Annotated in this window: 26 protein-coding genes and 2 riboswitches; of the genes, 9 read left to right on the top strand and 17 right to left on the bottom strand. The window is 60.5% G+C overall.

The genetic code is table 11. From position 1 onward, the window contains the following. Positions 1-152: 152 nt before the first annotated feature. The 6 genes from brnQ to Q0526_RS12300 all read right to left on the bottom strand — a co-directional run bounded on the left by brnQ (position 153) and on the right by Q0526_RS12300 (position 6,073). A complete protein-coding gene (gene brnQ, locus Q0526_RS12325; RefSeq protein ID WP_366522102.1) occupies positions 153-1,493 on the bottom strand; it encodes a branched-chain amino acid transport system II carrier protein in 1,341 nt (446 codons plus the stop codon). Positions 1,494-1,628: 135 nt separating this feature from the next. After that, positions 1,629-2,024 carry a DUF454 family protein gene (locus Q0526_RS12320; protein ID WP_298734051.1) on the bottom strand — a complete coding sequence of 132 codons (396 nt, stop codon included), beginning with the start codon at positions 2,022-2,024 and terminating at the stop codon, positions 1,629-1,631. Continuing rightward, a complete protein-coding gene (locus tag Q0526_RS12315) occupies positions 2,021-2,356 on the bottom strand; it encodes a nitrous oxide-stimulated promoter family protein (RefSeq protein ID WP_298734049.1) in 336 nt (111 codons plus the stop codon). Before Q0526_RS12315 ends, Q0526_RS12320 begins: the two co-directional genes overlap by 4 nt. Further along, entirely contained in the window at positions 2,356-4,011 is a 1,656-nt protein-coding gene (locus tag Q0526_RS12310) for an ABC transporter ATP-binding protein (protein ID WP_298734047.1), read from the bottom strand. The genes Q0526_RS12315 and Q0526_RS12310 overlap by 1 nt, the downstream gene beginning before the upstream one ends. Next, a complete protein-coding gene (locus Q0526_RS12305; protein ID WP_298734045.1) occupies positions 4,008-5,741 on the bottom strand; it encodes an ABC transporter ATP-binding protein/permease in 1,734 nt (577 codons plus the stop codon). The genes Q0526_RS12310 and Q0526_RS12305 overlap by 4 nt, the downstream gene beginning before the upstream one ends. Further along, positions 5,738-6,073: a heme transporter CcmB gene (locus Q0526_RS12300; RefSeq protein ID WP_298734043.1), complete on the bottom strand. Its 336-nt coding sequence runs from the start codon at positions 6,071-6,073 to the stop codon at positions 5,738-5,740. The genes Q0526_RS12305 and Q0526_RS12300 overlap by 4 nt, the downstream gene beginning before the upstream one ends. Before the next feature lie 234 nt (positions 6,074-6,307). Here Q0526_RS12300 and Q0526_RS12295 point away from each other — a divergent pair, with 234 nt between their 5' ends. The 7 genes from Q0526_RS12295 to thiC all read left to right on the top strand — a co-directional run bounded on the left by Q0526_RS12295 (position 6,308) and on the right by thiC (position 12,674). Next, entirely contained in the window at positions 6,308-7,105 is a 798-nt protein-coding gene (locus tag Q0526_RS12295) for an aspartate dehydrogenase domain-containing protein (RefSeq protein ID WP_298734041.1), read from the top strand. A 12-nt stretch (positions 7,106-7,117) separates the two neighbouring features. Next, complete coding sequence (locus Q0526_RS12290) at positions 7,118-8,020, top strand: NAD(P)-dependent oxidoreductase (protein WP_366522101.1); 903 nt, start codon at positions 7,118-7,120, stop codon at positions 8,018-8,020. Positions 8,021-8,083: 63 nt separating this feature from the next. Then, positions 8,084-8,193, top strand: a riboswitch (TPP riboswitch). Between the two features lie 274 nt (positions 8,194-8,467). After that, complete coding sequence (gene thiW, locus Q0526_RS12285; protein ID WP_298734038.1) at positions 8,468-8,986, top strand: energy coupling factor transporter S component ThiW; 519 nt, start codon at positions 8,468-8,470, stop codon at positions 8,984-8,986. A 15-nt stretch (positions 8,987-9,001) separates the two neighbouring features. Then, positions 9,002-9,817: a hydroxyethylthiazole kinase gene (thiM, locus tag Q0526_RS12280; protein ID WP_298734036.1), complete on the top strand. Its 816-nt coding sequence runs from the start codon at positions 9,002-9,004 to the stop codon at positions 9,815-9,817. After that, a complete protein-coding gene (thiE, locus tag Q0526_RS12275) occupies positions 9,804-10,448 on the top strand; it encodes a thiamine phosphate synthase (protein ID WP_298734034.1) in 645 nt (214 codons plus the stop codon). The genes thiM and thiE overlap by 14 nt, the downstream gene beginning before the upstream one ends. Positions 10,449-10,531: 83 nt before the next feature. Further along, the gene (gene thiD / locus Q0526_RS12270; RefSeq protein WP_298734032.1) at positions 10,532-11,338 is read left to right on the top strand and encodes a bifunctional hydroxymethylpyrimidine kinase/phosphomethylpyrimidine kinase; all 807 of its coding nucleotides are present in this window, start codon (positions 10,532-10,534) and stop codon (positions 11,336-11,338) included. A gap of 25 nt (positions 11,339-11,363) precedes the next feature. Continuing rightward, a complete protein-coding gene (gene thiC / locus Q0526_RS12265; RefSeq protein WP_298734030.1) occupies positions 11,364-12,674 on the top strand; it encodes a phosphomethylpyrimidine synthase ThiC in 1,311 nt (436 codons plus the stop codon). Positions 12,675-12,730: 56 nt separating this feature from the next. Here thiC and Q0526_RS12260 read toward each other — a convergent pair whose 3' ends face one another. Together Q0526_RS12260 and Q0526_RS12255 are read right to left on the bottom strand one after the other, a co-directional pair. Next, positions 12,731-13,666 carry a zinc ribbon domain-containing protein gene (locus Q0526_RS12260; protein ID WP_298734027.1) on the bottom strand — a complete coding sequence of 312 codons (936 nt, stop codon included), beginning with the start codon at positions 13,664-13,666 and terminating at the stop codon, positions 12,731-12,733. Further along, positions 13,663-13,971, bottom strand: a complete 309-nt coding sequence (locus tag Q0526_RS12255) for a hypothetical protein (protein WP_298734025.1) — start codon at positions 13,969-13,971, stop codon at positions 13,663-13,665. Before Q0526_RS12255 ends, Q0526_RS12260 begins: the two co-directional genes overlap by 4 nt. Positions 13,972-13,999: 28 nt before the next feature. Beyond that, positions 14,000-14,093, top strand: a riboswitch (NiCo riboswitch). Between the two features lie 125 nt (positions 14,094-14,218). On the opposite strand from Q0526_RS12255, the gene Q0526_RS12250 reads away from it, so the two are divergent. Further along, positions 14,219-15,127 (top strand): cation diffusion facilitator family transporter, encoded by a 909-nt coding sequence (locus Q0526_RS12250; RefSeq protein ID WP_298734023.1) that lies wholly within the window; start codon positions 14,219-14,221, stop codon positions 15,125-15,127. A 114-nt stretch (positions 15,128-15,241) separates the two neighbouring features. Here Q0526_RS12250 and Q0526_RS12245 read toward each other — a convergent pair whose 3' ends face one another. The 4 genes from Q0526_RS12245 to Q0526_RS12230 all read right to left on the bottom strand — a co-directional run bounded on the left by Q0526_RS12245 (position 15,242) and on the right by Q0526_RS12230 (position 18,814). Then, positions 15,242-15,901, bottom strand: coding sequence for an acylneuraminate cytidylyltransferase family protein (locus Q0526_RS12245; RefSeq protein ID WP_298734021.1), 660 nt, complete (start codon positions 15,899-15,901; stop codon positions 15,242-15,244). A 28-nt stretch (positions 15,902-15,929) separates the two neighbouring features. Beyond that, the gene (locus Q0526_RS12240; protein ID WP_298734019.1) at positions 15,930-17,021 is read right to left on the bottom strand and encodes an oligosaccharide flippase family protein; all 1,092 of its coding nucleotides are present in this window, start codon (positions 17,019-17,021) and stop codon (positions 15,930-15,932) included. Positions 17,022-17,036: 15 nt separating this feature from the next. Then, positions 17,037-17,381, bottom strand: a complete 345-nt coding sequence (locus Q0526_RS12235) for an oligosaccharide flippase family protein (RefSeq protein ID WP_298734017.1) — start codon at positions 17,379-17,381, stop codon at positions 17,037-17,039. 248 nt (positions 17,382-17,629) lie between these two features. Then, positions 17,630-18,814, bottom strand: a complete 1,185-nt coding sequence (locus Q0526_RS12230; RefSeq protein ID WP_298734016.1) for an iron-containing alcohol dehydrogenase — start codon at positions 18,812-18,814, stop codon at positions 17,630-17,632. Between the two features lie 265 nt (positions 18,815-19,079). On the opposite strand from Q0526_RS12230, the gene Q0526_RS12225 reads away from it, so the two are divergent. Beyond that, complete coding sequence (locus Q0526_RS12225) at positions 19,080-19,379, top strand: hypothetical protein (RefSeq protein ID WP_298734014.1); 300 nt, start codon at positions 19,080-19,082, stop codon at positions 19,377-19,379. Between the two features lie 59 nt (positions 19,380-19,438). Here Q0526_RS12225 and Q0526_RS12220 read toward each other — a convergent pair whose 3' ends face one another. The 5 genes from Q0526_RS12220 to Q0526_RS12200 all read right to left on the bottom strand — a co-directional run bounded on the left by Q0526_RS12220 (position 19,439) and on the right by Q0526_RS12200 (position 22,424). Then, positions 19,439-19,765: a hypothetical protein gene (locus Q0526_RS12220; protein WP_298734012.1), complete on the bottom strand. Its 327-nt coding sequence runs from the start codon at positions 19,763-19,765 to the stop codon at positions 19,439-19,441. A gap of 14 nt (positions 19,766-19,779) precedes the next feature. Further along, the gene (locus Q0526_RS12215) at positions 19,780-20,028 is read right to left on the bottom strand and encodes a hypothetical protein (protein ID WP_298734010.1); all 249 of its coding nucleotides are present in this window, start codon (positions 20,026-20,028) and stop codon (positions 19,780-19,782) included. Between the two features lie 127 nt (positions 20,029-20,155). Next, a complete protein-coding gene (locus Q0526_RS12210; RefSeq protein ID WP_298734008.1) occupies positions 20,156-20,668 on the bottom strand; it encodes a hypothetical protein in 513 nt (170 codons plus the stop codon). Next, positions 20,665-21,756 (bottom strand): HAMP domain-containing sensor histidine kinase, encoded by a 1,092-nt coding sequence (locus tag Q0526_RS12205; RefSeq protein WP_298734006.1) that lies wholly within the window; start codon positions 21,754-21,756, stop codon positions 20,665-20,667. Before Q0526_RS12205 ends, Q0526_RS12210 begins: the two co-directional genes overlap by 4 nt. Continuing rightward, a complete protein-coding gene (locus Q0526_RS12200) occupies positions 21,753-22,424 on the bottom strand; it encodes a response regulator transcription factor (RefSeq protein ID WP_298734053.1) in 672 nt (223 codons plus the stop codon). The genes Q0526_RS12205 and Q0526_RS12200 overlap by 4 nt, the downstream gene beginning before the upstream one ends. Positions 22,425-22,466 lie beyond the last annotated feature (42 nt).

The raw sequence follows: 22,466 nt of genomic DNA, 5'->3' as shown, positions 1-22,466 counted from the left end.
GTGTCAGAGCTGGGCCAAGTCTTTTTGTCCCCCCGCCCCCGGCCCCGGTCCCAGCCTGCCGTAGCCGCCGCTTTCGGCTAATCCCCTATATACCGCAAACAACCCCCGCCGCCGCGAAAAAGCGCAGCAGCGGGGGTTGTTTTGGGTTTGTATCAGGTGCGGCGCAGCGCACGCAGTGCCAGCCCGATGACCAGACCGATCAGGGCAGGCACCACCCAGCCGAAGCCCTGTGCGCAGAGGGGCAGGGTGTTTTCGGCCCAAGCCACCACCGGTTCCAGATGCAGGAAGGCTTGCGCCTGCGCCGGCAAGGTGCGCAGCAGATCAAATACCGACGCCACCATCGTGCAGCCGATGGTCCACCGCAACACGGTGGGATGGTTGCCGAACAAGCCGCCCCCCAGCGTGAGAAGGATCAGCACGATGGACAAGGGATAGAGGAACATCAGCACCGGGGTGGAATAGGCCAAAATGGCATTGAGCCCCAGATTGGCAATGAGGAAGGAAACCACGCAGAAGGTCACCGCCCACACCCGGTAGGACGGTCCGCCGGGGAAGATCTTGACGAAGGTTTCGCCGCAGCTCGTAATAAGTCCCACCGCCGTTTTCAGGCAGGCGATGGTAACGGTAGCGGCCAGAATCAAGGCCCCTGCGGAGCCGAAATAGTATTCTGCGATCTGGGCCAGCGCCTCGCCGCCGTTACTGGAAGCTTCAAACTGGCCGCAGCTCTGGGCGCCCACCACCGTAACCAGCAGGTAGATGGCCGCCATCAGCAGCGAGCTGAACAGCCCCGCCAAGACGGTGCTTTTGGCCACCTGCCCGGGTTCTTCCACCCCCAGACTGCGGATGGCATGGACAACGATGATGCCGAAAGCCAGACTGGCCAAGGCGTCCATTGTGTTGTAGCCTTCCAACAGGCCGGTGGGAAAAGCGGCCACGGCGTAGCTGCCGGTGGGTTCAATATCCGCCACCGAAGCAAGGGGCGACGTCAATGCCCGCAGCACCAACACCGCCAAGAAGCAGAGGAACAGCGGATTGAGCACTTTGCCGATCCACGTCAAAATTTCGCCGGGGCGCAGCGAGAAAAAGAGCACCGCCGCAAAAAAGACCAACGAGAAAACCGCCAGCGCCAACGTTTGACTGGCAGCGGGCAGCAGACGCTGGATACCCACGGTGTAGGACACGGTGGCACAACGGGGAATGGCGAAGAACGGCCCGATGGTAAGGTAGAGCAGGCAGGTAAAAAACAACCCGTACCCCTTGCCGACCCGGCTGCTGAGTTCCAGCAGGCCTTCCTCCCGGCTGATGCCCAAGGCCGCCACGCCCAGCAGCGGCAGCCCCACACCGGTGATGAGAAAACCCGCCGACGCCAACCAGAGGTTGCGCCCCGCCAGTTGGCCCATCGAGGCCGGGAAAATCAGATTACCCGCCCCAAAAAACATGCCGAACAGCATGCTGGCCACGATAATCAGTTGCCGAAAAGTAAGTTTTTTCATAATCCCATTCCTTTTACACACCTGTAAGAAGTTGCTTCCATTATACCGCCATCAGGGTGCGGGGTAAAGGGCAGCGAACAAAATTCGCCCAAAAAGCGGCAGCCCGAAGGCCGCCGCCAAAAGGATTTCTTTATTTCAATGATCGACAGTGGGGTCTTTTTCCGGCACGGTGGAAATGCGGAATCGGAAATAGAGCAGATGCCCCACCCAAACACAGCCCAGCACGATGCGCCCTACCGGTACGGCATGCATCATCACAAAGCCCACGGCCATCACGGCCGTAACCGTCCCCATGATGCGGACCTTAGCGCGCCGGGTCAAGCCCCGGCCGGCAGCCAGATCGACCAAATTGTCCCGATAGAGGCGGGTACCTTTGAACCACCGTTCCAGCCGACGACTGGAACGGCCAAAGCCGTAAGCCGCCAGCAGCAAAAACGGGAAGGCAGGCAGCAAAGGCAGCACCGCCCCCACAGCGCCCAGCGCCAGCCCCAGAAAGCCCAGTGCCAGATAGCCCAGTTTGCGAATGGTCATTGCGGACTCCTTTCTCGTCGTGACAGGCAGGATTCTATTCCATGGCGTACCACCAAAATCGGATGCCGCCAAAGCATCCGCGGGCCGGAAAACCGCATGACCTCCCGGATTTTGGCCCGCATTTCGGCCTGATAGCAGTGGACGGCACACTGGGAACAGAAGGTTTTGGTCTGCATAAAAGGACAGTGGTCGATGCGCTGCCGGGCGTAAGCCTCCAGCGCCGCACAGTCGGGGCAAAGCCCCTTCTGGGTGTGGTGTTTGCGGCGGCAGTAGAGGGCGATCATACAGGAGACCACCTGTTTTTCCCGGTCACGCTTGTCGGCGCGGGGCATCAGCTCACCCTCCCGTTTTCCACCGAGTAAACGGTATCGGCCACACACAGCGTGGACGCCCGGTGAGAAACCAGCACCACCGTGCGGGTGCCGTGTTCCCGGGCCAGCGCCTGCAAGATCACCGCTTCGTTCAGGCTGTCCAGATTGCTGGTGGGCTCATCCAACAGCAGGAAGGGGGCGTCGTGCAAAAAGGCCCGGGCCAGACCCAGCCGCTGCCGTTCCCCACCCGAAAGGGTGTCGCCCAGTTCCCCCACGGGGGTATCGTATCCCTGCGGCAGCGCGGCAATGAAGTCATGGACCGCCGCCTTGCGGCAGGCCGCCACCAGTTCTTCGTCGGTGGCGTCCGGTTTGGCGATGCGCAGGTTGTTGCGGATGGAATCATGGAAGAGATAGGTCTCCTGTGTGACAAGGGCTTCCAGACGGCGGAGGTTTTTGGTGTTGATCTCCTCCACGCTGCGGCCGGACAACTGCACCCGGCCCTGCCGCACCTGCCAGAACCGCAGGAACAGCTTGAGCAGCGTGGATTTGCCGCTGCCCGAACGTCCCACAATGCCGATGGTCTGCCCAGCCGGAACCGGTACCGTGACCCCGTCCAGAATGGTTTGTCCGTCATAGCCGAAAGTCACCGCCTCGGCCCCCGCCCCGGCAAAAGCCACCTCGGCCTGCCCGTGGACATCTTCCACCTGCGGTGCTTCTTCCAACAGGTCCAGCACCCGGTTGCCCGCGGCCAGCGTACTTTGCAGGGTTGCCCCCAGATTGGCCAGCGCTACCACCGGTCCAAAGGAACTCATCAACGCCATGGTGGGGATCAGCACCCCGTCCCAGCCTATGCTTCCTTGCCGGTAGAGCCCCGTGGCCGCTGCCAGCATGACCAGATCAAAGCCCCACAGCAGCGTCTGGGTGGCGGCGGTGTTGCGCCCCGCCGTGCGCTTGAGTTTTTCCTCATCCCGGGAAAGAGCCTCGGTGCGAGCCTGCATCTCTGCCAACCGGCTGGCGCCGGCGCCGTATTGCAATGTTTCAGACAGGCCCCGCAGGCTGTCCAACACAAACCCAGCCAGCGCCCCCGATGCCTGCCGCACCCGCAGACCATCCTCTCCCGACACCCGGGCGGTGACCAACGGCACGGCAATGCCCACTACCCCGTAGGCCGCCAGCGCCAACAGTCCCAGCAGCGGGTGGTACTGCCCGATAAAGACTGTCATGCCACCGCTGAAGAGGAGGGCGATCAGCACCGGCGAGATGGTGTGGGCGTAAAAGACCTCCAACAGCTCAATGTCGGAGGTGATCAGAGCGATCAGATCGCCCTTTTCTTTTCCTTCCAGTTTGGCCGGTGCCAGACGGCGCAGTACGCCGAAGACCCGGCCCCGCAGCAGCGCCAGCAGCTTGAAAGCGATAAAATGATTGCAGGCCTGCTCGCCATACCGTAGGACGGCCCGCAGCACCGCCAAAACAGCGGCAGCCCCGAACAGCCCCGCCAGCGGCAGCGGTACCGCCCAGCCCAGTACCCGCAGGATGCCAAACCCGCCCAACACCGTCAGGAAGGTGGCGCAGAGATGTCCGGCCACCCCCATGGCCACCGCCAGCACCATGTAACCGGTCAGCGGGCGGACCAGCCCGATCAGCCGGGCCATCACGGCAAACCCGTTTCGTTTCATGCAGGGACCTCCTTTTGGGTGTAGCGTTCCAGTTGCTGCTGGGCGTTCCAGAGTTCGGCGTACCGCCCCCCGGCTGCCAGCAGTTCGGTGTGGGTGCCGGTCTGTACCACAGTGCCTTCCTCCATCACATACAAGCAATCGGCCTCTGTCACGTTGGCCAGCCGATGGGAGATCAGGATCACCGTTTTGGTTCGGGCCAATGTACGGATCAACGCCATAATGTCGTTTTCGCTCTCCACATCAATGTTGGAGGTCGCTTCGTCAAAGAGATAGACCGGGCTGTCGTGGAGCAGTGCCCGGGCCAGCGCCAAACGCTGGCACTGCCCGCCCGACAGGTTGGCGCCTTTTTCGGTCAACAGCGTGTCCAGTCCAGCCTCGCTGCGCAGAAAATCTGCCAGCCGCACCTGTTCCAGCACCGCCCACAGGGCAGCGTCGTCTGCCGTGGGTTGGGCCGGCAGCAGATTGTCCCGGACGGTCCCCTTAAACAGATAGCTGTTGTGGGACAGGTAGGTGACGGTGCGGGCCAGTTCTCCTTCGTCGATCTGGTCCAGCGACACACCGCCCAGTGTCACCTGCCCGGCACCCGCCCGACGCTGACCGGTGAGCAGTGCCGCCACGGTGGACTTGCCGCAGCCCGAGGCCCCCACCAAAGCGGTAAAATTCCCCTGTCGGCAGGTCATGCTGACCTGCCGCAGGATGGGGCGGTCTGCCGCGTAGGCAAAGTCCACCCCTTCCAGCGCCAGCGTGCAGTCCTCGGGCGCCGGCAGGTTCCCCCGAGGCTGTCGGGGGGTATCCAGCAGGCGGAAGATCTTTTCACTGGCCGCCATGCCGTTCATCGCCACATGGAAAAAGCTGCCCAGCAGCCGCATCGGCAAAAAGAAATCCGCCGCCAGCAGCAAAATCATCAGGCATCCTTGCAGGCTGACCGCCCCCGCCGCCAACCGGCTGACCGCCAGTACCATGCCCCCTGCCGCGCCGCCATAGGCGATCAGGTCCATAACGGTGATGGAGTTGAGCTGCATGGTCAGCACCCGCATGGTGATCTTGCGGAAGTCCTCGGCCTGCCGGTTCATCTGCCGATGGCGTTCGCCATCCGCCTCATAGATTTTCAGGGTGGTAAGCCCCTGCAAATTTTCCAGAAAGGTGTCCCCCAGCGCCGTGTACTGCCCCCAGTACCGTCCCAGCAGTTTTTTTGCCCAAGTCTGCACCGCGGCAATGGAAACGGGGATCAGCGGCACGCAGACCAGCAGCACCGCCGCCGAGGGCAGATCGATGGGGGCCAACACCGCAAAAAGCGTCAGCGGGGCCAACATGGCATAGAAGAACTGGGGCAGGTACTGCCCGAAGTAGATCTCCAACTGGTCTACCCCCTCCACCGCCACCTGCACCACCGCACTGGTCTGCACCGATTCCCGATAGGCCGTGCCCAGTTCCAGCAATTTGCGGTAAAGCAGGGTGCGCAGCCGCATCTTCACGGTTTTGCTGGAGAGATAACTCATCCGCGTAGCCCCTACGGCACAGCCGAAGCGTACCCCCAAGGCCACCAGTGCCGCCGCCAGCAGCCTGCCCCCTTCCGGCAGTGCTTCGCCCCCGGCCAGCGCCGCCAACAGGCGGCAGACTGCCGTCACCAACAGGATATTGGCCGCCAGCGCCAACCATTGCAGCGCCACGTTGGCGGCGATGTACTTGCGGCTTTCCGGTACAGCCGCCAGCAAACGTCGATCGATCATCCTTCGCTTTTCCTCCTAAATCCGCGCCGGTAGGCAAAAATATGGATCGCCAGAAAGAACACACAGGTAATGGATACCACCTTGTGTACCGCCAATACCAGCGGCATCTGGGCAAAGATCAGGCTGCACACCCCGCTGGCAAAGGCCAGCATCACGGCCCCCAAAAGCGCTATGCGGCGCCATCCCAACCTTTTTCGGCACCCCACGGCGTGAATCAGGCAGAGTACCAGAAACCCGGTGGATGCCAGCTTGTGTACCACGATGCCGGTCAGCGGCACCGCCAAGGTGAACAGAAAACTGCCCAGCAGCAGTCCATAAAACAGCTTTTTCATGGGAACCCTTTCTTCTCGCAGTTAGTTTAAGCTAACGCCCGTCCAGTAAAAAAGCCACCGCTTCGATTAGCGGCAGCTAACTTTCGACAGAATAACAGGTTTGCCCCCACTTGTCAAGCAAAATTTCCTGCACCACACCGGGAAAGTCCATTGCAGGGCAACGGGCGGTATGCTAGAATGAAGGCAACGATAATACGCCCGCAGGGTCCGGCCCTACGGGGAAGGAAGTGTACCATGACAAAGAAAAAACTGGGTATTCTGGGCTGCGGCTATCTGGGCGGTATTGTGGCGGAAGCGTACCGCGCCGGACTGCTGCCGGACTATGAACTGGTGGGTGTGACCAGCCGCAGCGAAGGCCCCGCCCGGGCGCTGGCCGAACAGACGGGCTGTGCATTCTGCCCGGATATGACCGCCCTGCTGGCACTGCATCCCGACATTGTGGTGGAAACCGCGGGGATTCCGGGACTGCGGGCCAATGCGGTGCCGGTACTGGAAAGCGGTGCGGATCTGGCCGTCATTTCTATCGGCGCCTTTGCGGACGAAGCCTTTCTGGATCAGGTACGCCAGACCGCGGCCCGCTGCGGGCGCAAGGTGTATCTGGCCTCCGGCGCGGTGGGCGGCTTTGATGTGCTGTCCACCATCACCCTGATGGCCCGGGCCCGGGGCGTGGAGCCGAAAGTTTCCTTCCACACCCACAAGAGCCCCCAGTCCCTGCAGGGAACTCCGGTCTACCAGCCCGAAATGGACACCGCCCAGATGGACGCCTTTGCCGGCACGGCCACCGAAGCCATCGCTTTGCTGCCCACCCGTGTAAACGTAGCGGTGGCGGCTTCGCTGGCAGCCGCAGGGCCGGAACACACCGACATGCGCATTACCAGCGTACCGGGGTTTGTGGGGGACGACCACTGCATTACCATCGAGGGCGCCGGCGCCAAAGCGGTGGTGGACATTTATTCCGATAAAAGCGCCATTGCAGGTTGGAGTCTGGTCGCTTTGCTGCGCAATCTGGCCAGTCCCATCGAACTGCACTGAACAGGAGGAATCATGATGTTTCGTAAACTGACGGCCATTGAGCCGGTAAGTCTGGTGCCCGAGGCAGAGCAGGAACTGCACAATCTGGCACAGGAAGTCGTGCTGTACAACGACATCCCCGCCAACAACGACGAAATCGTGCGCCGCATCGGAAATTCCGACGCTGTTTTGTTGAGTTACACATCCCGCATGGACCGGGATGTGATTGCCCGGTGCCCGGAACTTCGCTACATCGGTATGTGCTGCAGCCTGTACTCGGAGGAAAGCGCCAATGTGGACATTGCTTTTGCCCGGGAGAAAGGCATTTGCGTCAAAGGCATCCGGGATTACGGCGACCGGGGCGTTGTGGAATATGTGCTGCACGAACTGACCGGTCTGCTGCACGGCTTTGATCTGCCCCGCCTGCACGCCGAAGCCGAGGAGATCTACGGCCTGCAAGTCGGCATGGTCGGGTTCGGCACTTCGGGCCGGATGATCGCCGAAGCGCTGCACTTTTTAGGGGCGGAGATCCGCTACTACTGCCGTGGTCCCAAGGCGGACGCCGAGGCTGCCGGCATGCACTACACGCCGCTGCACGAGCTGCTGCAAAAGAGCGAGGTGGTGTTTACCTGCCTGAACAAGAACGTCCTGCTGCTGGGCAAGGAAGAATTTGCCGCTTTGGGTGACAGCAAAGTATTGTTCAACACGTCCATCGGGCCCGGGTTCGACAGTGCCGCGTTGGAGCGCTGGACCGCCCGGGAAGGCAACTGGTTCTTCTGCGACACCGCCGCAGCGGCGGGCCCGGTAAGCGAGAGCTTCTTCCAGAACCCCCGGGTGGTATGCCGCAATGTATCTGCCGGACGTACCCGTCAGGCCTTTGTGCTGTTGAGCGAAAAGGTTCTGGATAACCTGCGGAGCTATCTGGCAGAGTGTTAAATCCGGTTTTTTTCGCCGCATCCATTGACGCAGCCCCCCGCAGGGGCTATAATAGCAACCAAACAGAACAACCGGGGGAGCTTGTGTGGACAGGCTGAGAGGAAGGAATCACCTTCGACCCTTACACCTGATGCGGATAATGCCGCCGTAGGAAGTCGTGGGAATGTGTACTTTTTTCGGGAGGCGCCGTTGCGGGCGTCTCCCGATTTTTGTTGTTCTGGGGGGAAAGGCAGGTGAAAAACCACTCCGCAGGCAGTCTGCGGCGGGCAGAGGGGGAGCGCCCTGTGCTTGGGTATGTACAGCGATGGGAAGCCGTGTTCCGGCGTGAGAGGAGGCCAGTAAGCCTCGACCGCTTTTGTCCGTGCGCGGGGGTCTGCCCCGCCGTTTCCGGGCGGAAGGTGTCGCTGTACCGCGGCCGCCGCCCTTTTTGAAAAGGAGTGTTTTTTCATGAAGCATACCAACGTACAAAAGCTCGCTTTGGCGGGCATCTTCTGCGCCATCGCGGTGGTGGGCAGCCTCTTCTCTTTCCCCATGTTTGGCAGCAAGTGCGCCCCCATCCAGCATATGGTCAACATTCTGTGTGCCGTCCTGCTGGGGCCTTGGTACGGCATCGCCGTGGCCTTTGTGGCCAGCTTGATCCGTAACCTGACCGGGCTGGGCAGCCTGATGGCCTTTCCCGGCAGCATGTTCGGTGCGCTGCTCTGCGGTCTGGCCTACGCCGGGACCCGCAACCTGCCCCTGACCCTGTTGGCCGAAGTGTTCGGCACCTCGGTGCTGGGCGGGCTTTGCGCCTACCCGGTGGCCATCCTGCTGATGGGTCAAAGCGCCGGGGACATCGCCTTCTACGCCTACATCATCCCCTTCCTTGTTTCCACCGCCGCCGGGTCCATTCTGTCCGGTGTGCTGGTCTACGCCCTGCGCGGCACCGGCGCCCTGAACCGGATGCAGAAAACCCTCTCCCATTGACAGAAAGGATGCCCTATGTTTGCCCCCTTGCTCCAAAACCTGCGGGACCGGCAGCCGCTGGTCCACGCCATCACCAACTATGTCACCGCCAACGACTGCGCCAACCTGCTGCTGGCCTGCGGGGCCTCCCCCGTGATGGCCGATGACCCCGACGACGCCCCTCAGATCACCGCCCATGCCGGGGGATTGGTGCTGAATCTGGGTACGCTGCACCGGGGCACCATCCCGGCCATGCTGGCCTGCGGCCGCATCGCCGCCCAGCGGGGACTGCCGGTGGTGCTGGACCCGGTGGGGGTGGGGGCCTCGACCCTGCGCACCGACACCGCCTTGCAGCTGCTGCGGGAGGTGCCGATCGCGGTCATCCGGGGCAACCTTTCCGAGGTGGAAACCCTGACCCGCGGCCATGGCGGAGCGCCGGGGGTGGACAGCACCCAAAGCATCACCCCGGACAATCTGGAAGGATGCGGGGCGCTGGCCCGGGAACTGGCCCGCCGCACCGGGGCCGTTGTGGCCTTGACCGGCGCGGTGGATCTGGTCACCGACGGCGATACCCTGTACTGCCTGCACAACGGCCACCCCATGATGGGTTCGGTCACCGGCACCGGCTGCCAGCTTTCCTGTCTGGTGGGGGCTTTTGCCGCCGCCAACCCGGACAGCCTGCTGTCCGCCACTGCTGCGGCGGTGAGTGCCATGGGGCTGTGCGGCGAGATCGCCCACCGCCGTTTGGGACCGGAGGACGGCAACGGCAGCTACCGCACCTATCTGCTGGACGCCGTCTACCGCCTGACCCCTGACCAACTGGAGAAAGGAGCCCGCTATGAACTTCGATAAAAACCGGCTGCGGCTTTACGCCGTCACCGACCGCACTTGGCTGCGGGGCCAAACCCTGCGCCAGCAGGTGGAAGCAGCTTTACAGGGCGGCGTGACCTGTGTACAGCTGCGGGAAAAGACACTGAACCGGGAAGCGTTCATCCATCTGGGCCGCAGCATCGGCTGCCTGTGCCAGCGGTATGGCGTCCCCCTCATCATCAATGACGATCTGGACGTCGCATTGGCCTGCGGCGCCGACGGCGTCCATGTAGGGCAGGACGACCTGCCGGTGGAGGAAGTCCGCCGCCGGGTGGGGGACAAAATGATCGTGGGCGTGTCGGCCCACAACCCTGAGGAAGCCCGCCGTGCCTACGAGGGCGGCGCCGACTATCTGGGGGCGGGGGCGGTGTTCGGCAGCCAGACCAAAACCAATGTGACGCCCCTTCCCCACGATACCCTGCGGGCCATCTGTGACGCCGTCCCCATCCCGGTGGTAGCCATCGGCGGCATCAACCGGGAGAACCTACCCCAGTTGGCCGGCACGGGGGTGGCCGGGGTCGCGGTGGTTTCGGGCATCTTTGCGGCGCAGGACATCACCGCCGCCTGCCGAGAACTGCGGGCTCTTTCGGACACCATGACCCAACAATCGTAACAATCCTTCGGCGGGATTCCGCCGGGCGGCAGACCGGGGGCACCACTCTCTGCCGCTTTACAAAAGTAATGCGAGGTATTTGTATGAAAACTGCGTTATCCATCGCCGGAAGCGATTCCAGCGCAGGCGCCGGTATTCAGGCCGATCTCAAGACCATGACGGTGAACGGCGTCTACGGTATGACCGCCATCACCGCCCTGACCGCCCAGAACACTACCGGCGTGACCGCCATTTCGGAAGTAAGTCCTGAATTTCTGGCTCAACAGTTGGATGCGGTGTTTACCGACATCCGCCCCGACGCCGTCAAAATCGGGATGGTCTCCTCTCCGGCGCTCATCGAAGTCATTGCCGAACGGCTGCGTTTTTACCAAGCCGAACACATCGTGGTAGACCCTGTGATGGTGGCCACCAGCGGCGCCCGGCTTATCCGGCCTGAGGCGGTGGACACCCTGACCCGGGAACTGCTGCCGCTGGCCGAGGTGGTGACCCCCAACATTCCCGAAGCGGAACTGTTGGCAGACTGCACCATCGACAGCCCCGCGGCCATGGAAGCCGCCGGCCGCACCATTGCCCAGCGGTATGGCTGCGCCGTGCTGCTGAAAGGCGGTCACAGCGTCAACGATGCCAACGACCTGCTGGTGACGGCAGACAGCGCCCGGTGGTTTACCGGCAAGCGCATTGCCACCACCAACACCCACGGCACGGGCTGCACCCTGTCCAGCGCCATCGCCGCCAATCTGGCCAAGGGCTTTGCCCTGCCCGAGGCGGTCCAGCGGGCCAAGGACTATCTTTCGGGGGCGCTGGCCGCCGGGCTGGATCTTGGCAAAGGCAGCGGGCCGATGGACCACGGCTGGACGTTACAAGGCATCTTCGCCCAAGAGGCGGACTGAATATCTACAAAGGAGACAGAATACGATGAGCGAACGGAACTATGCCACCCAGATGGAGGCCGCCCGCAAGGGCATTGTTACGCCCCAGCTGGAGGCCGTTGCCAAAAAGGAACGGATGACTGTGGAAGAACTGCTGCCGCTGGTGGCCAGCGGCAAGGTGGTGATTCCTGCCAACAAGAACCACACCTGTCTGGCCCCCGAGGGCGTGGGCTCGATGCTGCGCACCAAGATCAACGTGAATCTGGGGGTATCCCGGGACTGCAAGGACTACGACGTAGAAATGCAAAAGGTTCTGGCAGCGGTGAAGATGGGCGGCGAGGCCATCATGGACCTGTCCAGCCACGGCAACACCCAGCCCTTCCGCCGCAAGCTGACCCACGAATGCCCGGCGATGATCGGCACCGTGCCGGTGTATGACAGCGTGATCCACTACCAGCGGGATCTGGACCCCCTGACCGCCCACGACTTTATCAACGTGGTACGGCTCCATGCCGAGGACGGCGTGGACTTTGTGACGCTGCACTGCGGCATCACCCGCAAGACCATCGACCAGATCCGCAAGCACAAACGGAAGATGAACATTGTCTCCCGGGGCGGCTCACTGGTCTTTGCTTGGATGTGCATGACCGGCGAGGAAAACCCCTTCTACCAGTATTACGACGAGATTTTGGACATCTGCCGGGAATACGACGTGACCATCTCGCTGGGGGACGCCTGCCGTCCCGGCTGTTTGGCTGATGCCACCGACGTCTGCCAGATTGAGGAGCTGGTCCGTCTGGGCGAATTGACCAAGCGCGCTTGGGAGAAGGACGTACAGGTGATGGTGGAAGGCCCCGGCCATGTGCCGATGGACCAAATTGCCGCCAACATGAAGGTCCAGCAGACCCTCTGCATGGGCGCGCCCTTCTATGTGCTGGGTCCCCTTGTCACCGACATTGCCCCGGGCTACGACCATATCACGGCGGCCATCGGCGGAGCTATTGCCGCCATGAACGGCGCGGCTTTCCTCTGCTACGTGACCCCCGCTGAGCATCTGGCCCTGCCCAATCTGGAGGATGTGAAACAGGGCATCATCGCCAGCAAGATCGCTGCCCACGCCGCCGACATTGCCAAAGGCGTGCGGGGTGCCCGCGAAATTGACGACAAGATGGGCGACGCCCGCCGAGCGCTGGACTGGGAAGCCCAGTGGGCCTGCGCGCTGGACCCCGAAACCGCCAAAGCCATCCGGGCGGACCGCTCCCCCGAGCAGGACGATACCTGCTCGATGTGCGGCAAGTTTTGCGCCGTGCGCAGCATGAACAAAGCCCTGAACGGCGAACACATCGATATTCTGTAACCGTTTTTACAGACAAAAACCTCCCGGTGCTGGACTTGCACCGGGAGGTTTGTTGTTTAAGAGAAGGTTTCCGGGGGTGCAGCGTCCACCGACGTCTGCTCCCATTCGTCGCGGCAGCGGAAGAGCAGGATGGCAAAGGCGATGCCTGCCGTAGCGCCGCCGATGCTGGCCAGCGAGGAGAAAATCTCCCCGATCAGCACCCGGAAGAGGGGCAGTACCCCACCCAACGCACTGAGCACCGCCACATAGAGGGAAATCGTGCCCTGCGTCTTGCCGGTCCAGATGGTCCGGCGGAAGCTGTTGATGGTGACGATGAGTTTGCCGTAGTACAGGCCACCCACTGCAAGAATCACCACAAGCAGCACAAGGAGCATCAGCCCAATGGGAAGTACGGCTTCCAGATCATAGAGCTGCAGTGTTGCCATCATCACGGCAAAGGCGACGAGCAGCAAGAGCGCCACCAGACCGAGCAGCACCAACTGGAAGATCTGGACGCCCCGGATAAGGCTCAATCCGGCGGTTTTCAGGGGCGCGCCGGAGGTGTCCGACGCCGAAGCGTAGAGCATCCAGAGCCCGATGGCCACCAGAATGTTGGGTAGCTGCCCCACGAGGGCCGACCCCACCGAGGCACTGAAGAGGACGGGCAGCCAGCTATACAGGCCATCCAGCCAGCCACTTACCCCATAGGCGTTGCCCACCAGCTGAGAAACCGCTGTTTCGGTCACAGCCGTCGCGCCGGTACGGAAGGTCGACACCAAAGTAAACAGCACCATGCAGGAATGGCCGATGGCCCCTGCCAGATAGAGCGGTGAACAGATCATCTGCCGCATCCACTGCAGGGTCGGTGGTTCGGCGTCCCGTCCCATCGGGGCTGCGCTGGGTGCCTGCTCATAGCGGGGACCGGGATCGCTTTCCTCCAACGGGGCACCACAATAGGGGCATACCGTCCATTCTTCTTCCACGGGTTTGCCGCAGACCGGGCAGATTTTCATACATCCATCCTCCTTTTGCTGTAAGTTGTCACTTTTAGTATAACAACCTTCTTTTCAGCCCGCAAGGTTGACGGATGTTCCGGTGATTCGGGTGGCGAATTTTGCGCCGAATCTACAAAATACGCCCTCTTTTTTTGTATGTTCTGCCCACCCTTGCCGCCGTTGTCCCCCGTATTCTCTGCGATTTTTTCGACAGTTACGGCACTCTGTTCCTTGGCGCTGCCGCAGCCCCATTTTTTCGGTCCTTCGTCTTCTTGACAGACCCCATAGAATACGTTATAATGACGAAACTCTTTGCACTGCATTACATCCCCCGATCGGGGTGCGAGATCTCCAGTACAAACTGAGCAGGCGATGCCCCCTGCGGGCATGGGGCCGGGCCGCCATGGCGGCAGCAGATGATTGTTTTGGCATCTGTGGGACAGTTGTATGTTCCACAGGTGCCTTTTTCTATTCTTTTGGGACCTTGGAACCTACCGTTCTCGATGAGGTGCACACAAGAGCATCACACCGCCGGGGCTGTGCCCCGGTCACAACAGGAGGTTTTCTTGTATGGCTACCCAATCCCAGACTGCGCCCCTCGATGAGGCGGCCGTCATCCGCAATCTGTCTTTCGTCAGCGTTTTCGGCAACGCAGTGTTGTCCGGCTTCAAACTTTTCGCCGGCATCACCGGCCATTCCAGCGCCATGATCTCGGACGCCGTCCACTCCTTTTCGGATGTGCTGACCACCCTCATCGCATGGGTCGGGGTCAAAATTTCCAAAAAGGATTCGGACAACGAACATCCCTACGGCCATGAACGGCTGGAAAGTGTGGCTTCCCTTTTGCTGGGCGTGGTCCTGCTGCTTACCGGGCTGGGCATCGGCAAAACCGGGCTGGAAACCATCTTCTCCGGCCAGTACCAGACCCTTACTACCCCCGGCGCCATCGCGCTGGCCGCCGCCATCCTCTCCATCGTAGGGAAGGAAGCGATGTACTGGTACACCCGCCACTATGCTCTGCTGATCCATTCCTCCGCGTTTCTGGCCGATGCGTGGCATCATCGTTCCGATGCCTTTTCCTCCATCGGCTCGCTGATCGGCATTGCGGGAGCTATGCTGGGTTTCCCGGTGCTGGACTCGGTAGCCAGTGTGGTCATCTGCCTGTTCATCGTAAAAGTATCCTATGACATCTTGAAGGATGCCATCAACAAATTGCTGGACACCTCCTGCGGGGAAGAATACGAGGCCAAATTACGCAGCTACGTCACCGCTCGCCCCGGCGTGGAAGGGGTAGATCTGCTGCACACCCGGATGTTCGGCAACAAGGTCTACATTGATTTGGAGATCGCGGTAAACGGCGACCAACCGCTGCGGGAAGCCCATGCCATAGCCGAGGCGGTCCACACTGGGGTGGAGCAGGCCTTTCCTGAGGTCAAGCATGTAATGATCCACGTAAACCCGGCCAAAGCCACCGCTTAACCTTTTCCCCCGCTCCTGCAAAACACGCAGGGGGCGGGGGTTTTTGCTGCAGTGCGTTGCGGCAACATTCCCCCGCCCCCAGAAAAGCGGCGCCGGTTTCTCCGGCAGAACCGGTCACAAACCATAGATCGCCTTGCCGATCAATTCTGCCACCTTCAAATCTTCTTCGGTGTTGATGTCCACCGCCTCATACGCATCGACCACATGCAGGTAGGGTTTGCGTCCAATCCGGCAGCGATACCGTTCCAGCGAAGTTCCCCGAATACCGTACAGCCCGGTGGTTTCCTCCATGACCGGCGTCAGGTCCTGGCTGCGGGGCAAAATTCCCGGCCGGTAGTTGATGGGCATACCGTGAAACCAATAAAAACCATGGTTTTTGGTCACCGTAAAGCAGGAATCGTACTCTTCGCTGGAGAGCAGCGTTTCCACACAGGTGCGGATGGTACCGGGCTGCAGATACGGTGCCGTGACGAACAGTTGGAAGTAGTAGTCATACTGCGGATAAAGCTGGCGATGATACCCCAACAGATCGTTGCCGTTGGCGGAGCTTTGGGCCAGTTCCGGCCGGCGCTGAATGGGGATGAATCCCATCTGCCGGGCATATGCGGCGATTTCCTCGCTATTGGTATCCACATAGACAGCATCAAACACATCAGCCGTCTGCACATGTTCGCACAGATAGGTGTAGAGCTTTTTGCCGTTGAGCATGCGAAAGTTTTTGCCCGGGACCCGCTCGGAATTGGCTTTGATGGGAATAAAGCTAGCGGTTTTCATCGTGGTTTCTCCCTTCTTCGTCCTTGGTTTAGACTTTTTTCTCTTTGGTAATGCTCTTAACAAAGGCTAGAACGGCTTTGCGCTTGATAAACAGGCCCACCGCCGCCACCACTACCACCCCATAGCGCACAGCCGGATAAGGGTAGAGCAGTTGGATCCCCAGCATGACCCCGGTTAGGGCCGCTGTAAAGAGCACCATGGTGCGAATGGGGTAGATGGTCCCTTGTACGCCGTTTTTACGGAGGATGCGCTTCATAAACAGGTAGTGCCCCACTGCCAGCAGCACATAGCAGATCACCGTGGTGTAGGCCGCGGCAATATACCCAAACCGCGGCATGCAGAGAAAATTCAGCACCAGATTGGCCGCCGCCGCCATGCAGGAAGCCGCCATCACAAACTTGTTTTCCTCAAAATAAAATTCCACGTTGGCGAACAACGAATACAAAAATACAATGTAGTTGGAAAGGGCGATGGGCGGAATGATCCAGATGGCGTCCCGATAGGCCGACGGCGCCATACAGTAGACGATCTCCGGCGCGGCGATGGCGGGCAGCAGGGCGATGCCCCCCACAAAGAGAACCAAAAGATTGGATTTTCGGCCCAGCTCGTCGTAGGCTTGCCGGTCACATTGCTGGTAGGTCCAGGGAATAAACGAGTTGTTGATGCTGCCGGTCACAAAGGCCATGACCATCCCCAACGAGCAGGCCAGCCCATAGATCGCCACCGGCGTTTCCCCAAACATTTTGCCGATCATCAGCCGGTCGGACTGGGACAGGACCATCTGGGCCAGATAATGGGGGATCAGGGGGATGTTGAAGCCCAATGCAAATTTCCAGTACTGGGCCTGATAGAACGTTTTTCCCCGCGCAAAGTTCAAACAGTAGAACGCCAGCCCGAACACCGCGTTCACCAAGCTGGCCGAGAGGATTCTTGCGATTCCCTTTTCCTCGGTCAGATGGACGGCCAGCAAGCCCAGCAGCGGGTTGGCCAGCGACATGGTGACCGTCACCACCGTCAGTGCCTTATACTTAAATTCGTAGCGCTGGCGGGCCGACCAATACTGCATTGCCGGAGAGAACAGCATCTCCACAAACATAAAGAGGATGACGATGCGGGGCAACTGCAGCAGATTTTCCTAAAAAGGCATGGCCACCGCATAAACCGCAAACACCACCAGTGTGGCCACGGTGGACAACCCCTGCATGGCGGCAATGTACCGCTGCCGGTCCTGCTTATACTTGGTCATGCCATTGTTAAAGACCCCGTAATACAGGTACAGCGTAGCAAAAATCGTCACCAGACTGAGCCAGGACTGGTACAGGGTAAACTGCCCGTACTGTTCCGTCGTCAGCAGACGGGTAAAAAGCGGGACGGTGATCAACGAGATGCCCTTTTGCAGCATGCTGGACACTGCAAAGCAGAGGGACGCCTTGACGGCGGGGGAAAGTTGCTTCACCCGCATCCAACCTTTTCCCAGCATGGTTTCCTCCCTTTCGTCAACGGCGCGCCGTCGCATTTATCACAGAATAAATCTTTTGCTGTATTGCAAGGCAGCCGCCACTGCTTGCAAAGGCAAGCCGCCTGTCTTGGATCAATACACACATTATAGCGTCAATCCAGTATGTTTTCAACCGAAGTACTGTATTCTGGCGTCCGCAGCCGGGCCTATATACCCAAAAGGCGGCCCCGCACCGGGCGGGGCCGCCTTTTTACAGAACAATGGTTTTGTTACAGCGCCATCTTATAGATGTTGTACATATCCTCTTCGTAGAGTACACGGGCCGAGCCCTTGCTGCCGCCGCAAGCTTCGGCACAACTGCGCGCCATGGCATGCAACTGTTCGTCGGTGGGCGTTATCCCCAGTTCCCGCAGGTTGGTGGGCATGCCGATCTCGCGGTAGAAGGCCTCCATGGCCCGGATGCCCTTCTCCGCCGTTTCGGCGTCGGTAGCGCCGGGTTCCACGCCCATGACGTTGACCGCATAGCGGGCAAACCGATGGGGAATGTTGCCACAGACATACCGCGCCCAGCTGGGCCAGACCGCTGCCAACCCGGCGCCGTGGGTCACGTCGAACATACCGCCCAGCTCATGCTCCAGCACATGGGTGGCGAAGTCTCCGCCGCCATTGCCGCAGCCCGTCAGGTCGTTGTGGGCCAGCGAACCCGCCCACATTACTTCGGCCCGGGCGTCATAATCCTCGGGATGGGTATGCAAAATCTTCGCCTGTGCCATGACGGTGCGCAGCAGCGCCTCCGCGATGGCATCGGTCAGCTCCATGTTGCCCTGCGCGGTGAAGTACCGTTCCATGGTGTGCATCATGATGTCGGTGCAGCCGCTCTCGGTCTGGTAGTCCGGCAAAGTCAGCGTCAGTTCGGGGTTCATCGCCGCGAACTTGGGCCGAGCCAGATTGTCGTTGTAGGAGCGCTTCTCCCCCGTCTTTTCGTTGGTGATCACCGAGCTGTCGCTGGACTCGCTGCCCGCAGCGGCAATGGTCAGCACCGAGGCCACCGGCAGGCAGCCCTTGGCGGTACGCTTGCTCTCGTACAATTCCCAAACGTCCTTGTCCGGTTCAGCCAGACCGTAGCCGATGGCTTTGGCCGTGTCGATGACCGAGCCGCCGCCCACCGCCAGCAGGAAGTCAATGCCTTCCCGCTTGCCGATCTCGATGCCCTCATAGACCTTGCTCAGGTGGGGGTTCGGCACCACGCCGCCCAGCAGATGACAGGTAAGCCCCGCCTCCCGCATGGGCGTCACGATGCTGTCCAGCAAGCCGCTCTTGACTACGCGCTCACTGCCGTAGACCACCAGCACCTTCGTGCCGCCGTACTTCTGCACATGGGCGGCCACCTGCGTCTGGGCACCCCGTCCAAAGACGATTTCGGTGGGAGAATAGAAGGTAAAATTGTTTGCCATAGGGAATCACGTTCCTTTCCGTTGTGTTTTCCGCTGCGGGGCTTTGCCCCCGGTTATCCATGGTTTCAGTATACCACGGTGCCGCCCAAAAGCCAACGGGAAAGGCCGCACTTTTTTGGGGAAAATGCCGGTCCCCTGCCCCGGCGCTGCGCGGCCGTAAAAAATACATTTTGTTTTTTCTTTTCAAAAAATACGATTTGTATTTCCTCTTGTCTGGCGGTTTCCTGCGGGGTATACTGGGGGCAAACCAACGGGAGGGAACACCATGAAAGTATACGGAACCCACATCTGCATTGACTGCCGGAACTACCTCGCTTTGCAAAAAAGCCGGGGGTTTGCAGCAACGTTTATCGAGATTACCGAGGACACCGCCAAACTGAAGGAATTTTTGGCCCTGCGGGACCACGACCCGATCTTTGCCCCCGTACGGGAGCAGGGCGGCATCGGGGTGCCCTTTTTTGTGAACGAGGATGGGCGCAAGACGTTTGACCTGAACGAAGCACTCGGCTGGATCGGCCAAGAGCCGGTACGGGAAGAAGAGATTGCAGAGCACCGCCCCACCTAACCGAAAAACCCGCGCTGCCCCACAAGGGAGAGCGCGGGTTTGTTCGTTCTGCCGCTCTTTTAGACAAACAACAGATCCACCGCCGGAAAGCCGCCGCAGGCCAGATAGACCCCACCCATCAGCAGCACCGCTGCGGCCAGCGCACCGCAGCCTACTGCCCAGCGCAGTTTTTCGGCCAATTTGCCCCGAACCAGTGCCGCAGGCAGCAAGGTGAGGGTCACCCCCACCGCCAACAGCAGCGCTGCGATCCAGACCAACGCCGACGCAGCCCCCAGCGGCAGATTCAGGCAGAACAGGGTCGCCGAAACCACTACCCCCAGTACACCAAGCCCCCATGCCAGATACCGGGTGCCCACCAACAAACCATCGATACAACGCAACAACATCTTGTTTCCTCCTTTTATCGGTCCTCTTGGGAATCGGTCGGTTCCAAAAAGGCGTCCACAAACGCCTTTTCCACCTTGCGGTATCCCCCCACGACAGCCTTCTCCACCTTATGGTAGGCATCGGTGACGGGCTGCTCCATGCCGCCGGTCTTGAGGGAACCGTCCGCCTCCAAAAAGGTATCCACAAAGGCGTTTTCCGCCTGCCGGTAGGCCTGTACGACCTTGCTGCCCAACTTGCCGGGCTTGATTTTGTAGTTCTGCATTGCGTAACGCTCCTTTCCTGTGAGAACGCCCTCAGTATACGCTGCCTTTGTTTACGCCGTGCTTCGGTTGTGTTTGGGAAATGTTAATGCAAAAAAATCCCGACGCCGTAAAAGCGTCGGGATTTTCTCACAAAAGTGCCTGTCCTTTGGCGCACAGACGATCCACTTCCTCCCACTGTGCCTCCAGCAGCGGGTCCGCCCGGACTTGCTGCCGCCGCAGCACCCAGAGGTAGAGCCGGCAGGGTGCTGCCCAGCCGGCAAACCCCGGCACCGCCAGCACCGTCATCCAGCCATACAAGGGCGGTTGGTGGGTGACAGCAAATACCGACCCCGCCAAAAAGGCGGTGCCCACCAGCCCCATCACCAACGCCCACAGCGCGGCGGTCTGCGCCGGTGCCCGCTGCAATTCCTCGATCTGGGCCATACAAGCCTCAAAATGGCGCTGCAGGCGGGTCAGCTCCATCTTGTTGGCGATCTTGCGGTCCCGCTTTAGGTAGATCGTCACCCGGCGTCCCCCTGCGGACGGCGGCCTACGGTCGTCCTGCTGCCAGCCGAAACTCTCGTACCCGTCCAAATACTGGGACAGGTTGCCCCGGGGCACGGTGGCCTGTTTGTATTCATAACCGATATAGGGTTTCATGCCGGTGTTTCCTCCCCTGCTGCCGTCAAGGGCAACCGCACCGTAAAGGTACTGCCCTGCCCCGGCGCGCTGGTCACCGTAACGGTACCGTCGCTGAGTTCCAAAATCCGGCGCACCAGCGCCAGACCCAGCCCGTTGCCCTCCGTAGCATGGGAGGTATCCCCCTGATAGAATTTGTCAAACATGCGGGCTTGGGTGGCTTCGTCCATACCGCAGCCGGGATCAGCCACCGTAACGGTGAGGGTCCGGCCGTCGGAGCGCTGGGTCAACCGGACCTGCCCGCCCGCCGGGGTAAATTTAACCGCGTTGGACAGCAGATTGGTCCATACCAGTTCCAGCAATCCGGCGTCCGCCGTGATGGTGCAGCGATCCTCCAGATCCGCCGCAAAATCCAGCGGCTTGCTCTCCCACACCGACTCAAACTGCAAGGCGCAGTCGCAGAGCTGGGCGCAGACATCAAAGGGCTGGGGCAGCGGCTGGATGACTTGTTTTTCCAACTTGTTGAGTTTGAGCATGTTGGTGATCAGGTTGGACAGCCGCCGGGTGGCCTGCAGGATGACCGCCGTACATTCCTGACGCTGGGCGTCGGTCAGATGGGCCTGCTGCAATAACTCGGCGTTGTTCTGGATCACCGCCAAAGGGGTCTTGATCTCGTGGGAAACATTGGAAAAGAAGTCGGTCTTCAGCGTTTCAATGCTGCCCAGTTCCTCCACCATTTTGTTGAAGTCCATACACAGCACGTCCAGATGGGTGGTTTTGTCCATCGGATGCCGGGGCGCCAGATAGACCGAGAAATCCCCCGCCGCTACCTTGCGGGCAGCTTCGGAGACTTCTTCCAAGGGTTTTTGGTAGTAATGCCGCACCGTCAGCGCAGTGGCCACGGTGGAACCAACGGCCGCCGCCACCCAAAAGCAAAACACCGCCACGGTGTTGCCCAGCGGCAGGCTTTGGTAGTCGATTACCTGCCCGATCATCATCATTTGTACCGTGGTGAACACCGCGAACATCACAAAAAACAACACAAAGGTGGTGAGTGGGAACAGTTCCCGCTTCACCCGCTTGTCGGTGAACCGTTCTGCCGTTTTCATCGCAGCACCGCCTTATAGCCCAGCCCCCGCACCGTCTTGATCTCGAAACCGTCGCATCCGGCACATTTGTCCCGCAGCTTGGTGATGTAGACATCCACTGCCCGCAGGCTGGTGTCGGAGTCGATGCCCCAGAACTCATCCATCAACTGCGCGCGGGAGAAGGTCTTGTTGGGATAGGAGAGCACCTTATACAGAATATTAAATTCCCGGGTGGTGACCGGCACTTCCTCGTCCCCCACCACGGCGGTCATTGCATCGGCATCTAAGGTCAGGTTTCCCACCGCCAGGCGGCGCTCCATCTCGATATGAGCGCGGCGCAGCAAGGCCCGGACCCGCAGCAGCAGCTCATCCAGCTCGATGGGCTTTACCATATAGTCGTCGATCCCCAGCCGGAATCCCCGCTGTTTGGCGGGCAAGTCATCCCGCGCCGACATGAACAGAATGGGCACAGTCTTGTTGACCCGGCGTACACTTTCGGCAAAGGCAAACCCATCTATGTCCGGCATCATAATGTCCGACACGATCAAATCATAAAGCCGGTTATACATGGCATCATAAGCCGCCCGGGCTGTCAGGCAGCCGGTGGCCGAAAAACCACAATCGTTTAAGTAGGTACAGACCGCCTGATTGAGTTTGGCGTCGTCTTCCAGCACAAGGATGTGGATCATGGGATAGACGACTGCAAAGGAAATGAGCACGGACAGGTTGCG

The organism is uncultured Subdoligranulum sp. (assembly GCF_937890665.1).
The sequence above is the reverse complement of the archived record's forward strand: the minus strand, read 5'-3'. Positions and strand labels throughout refer to the sequence as shown.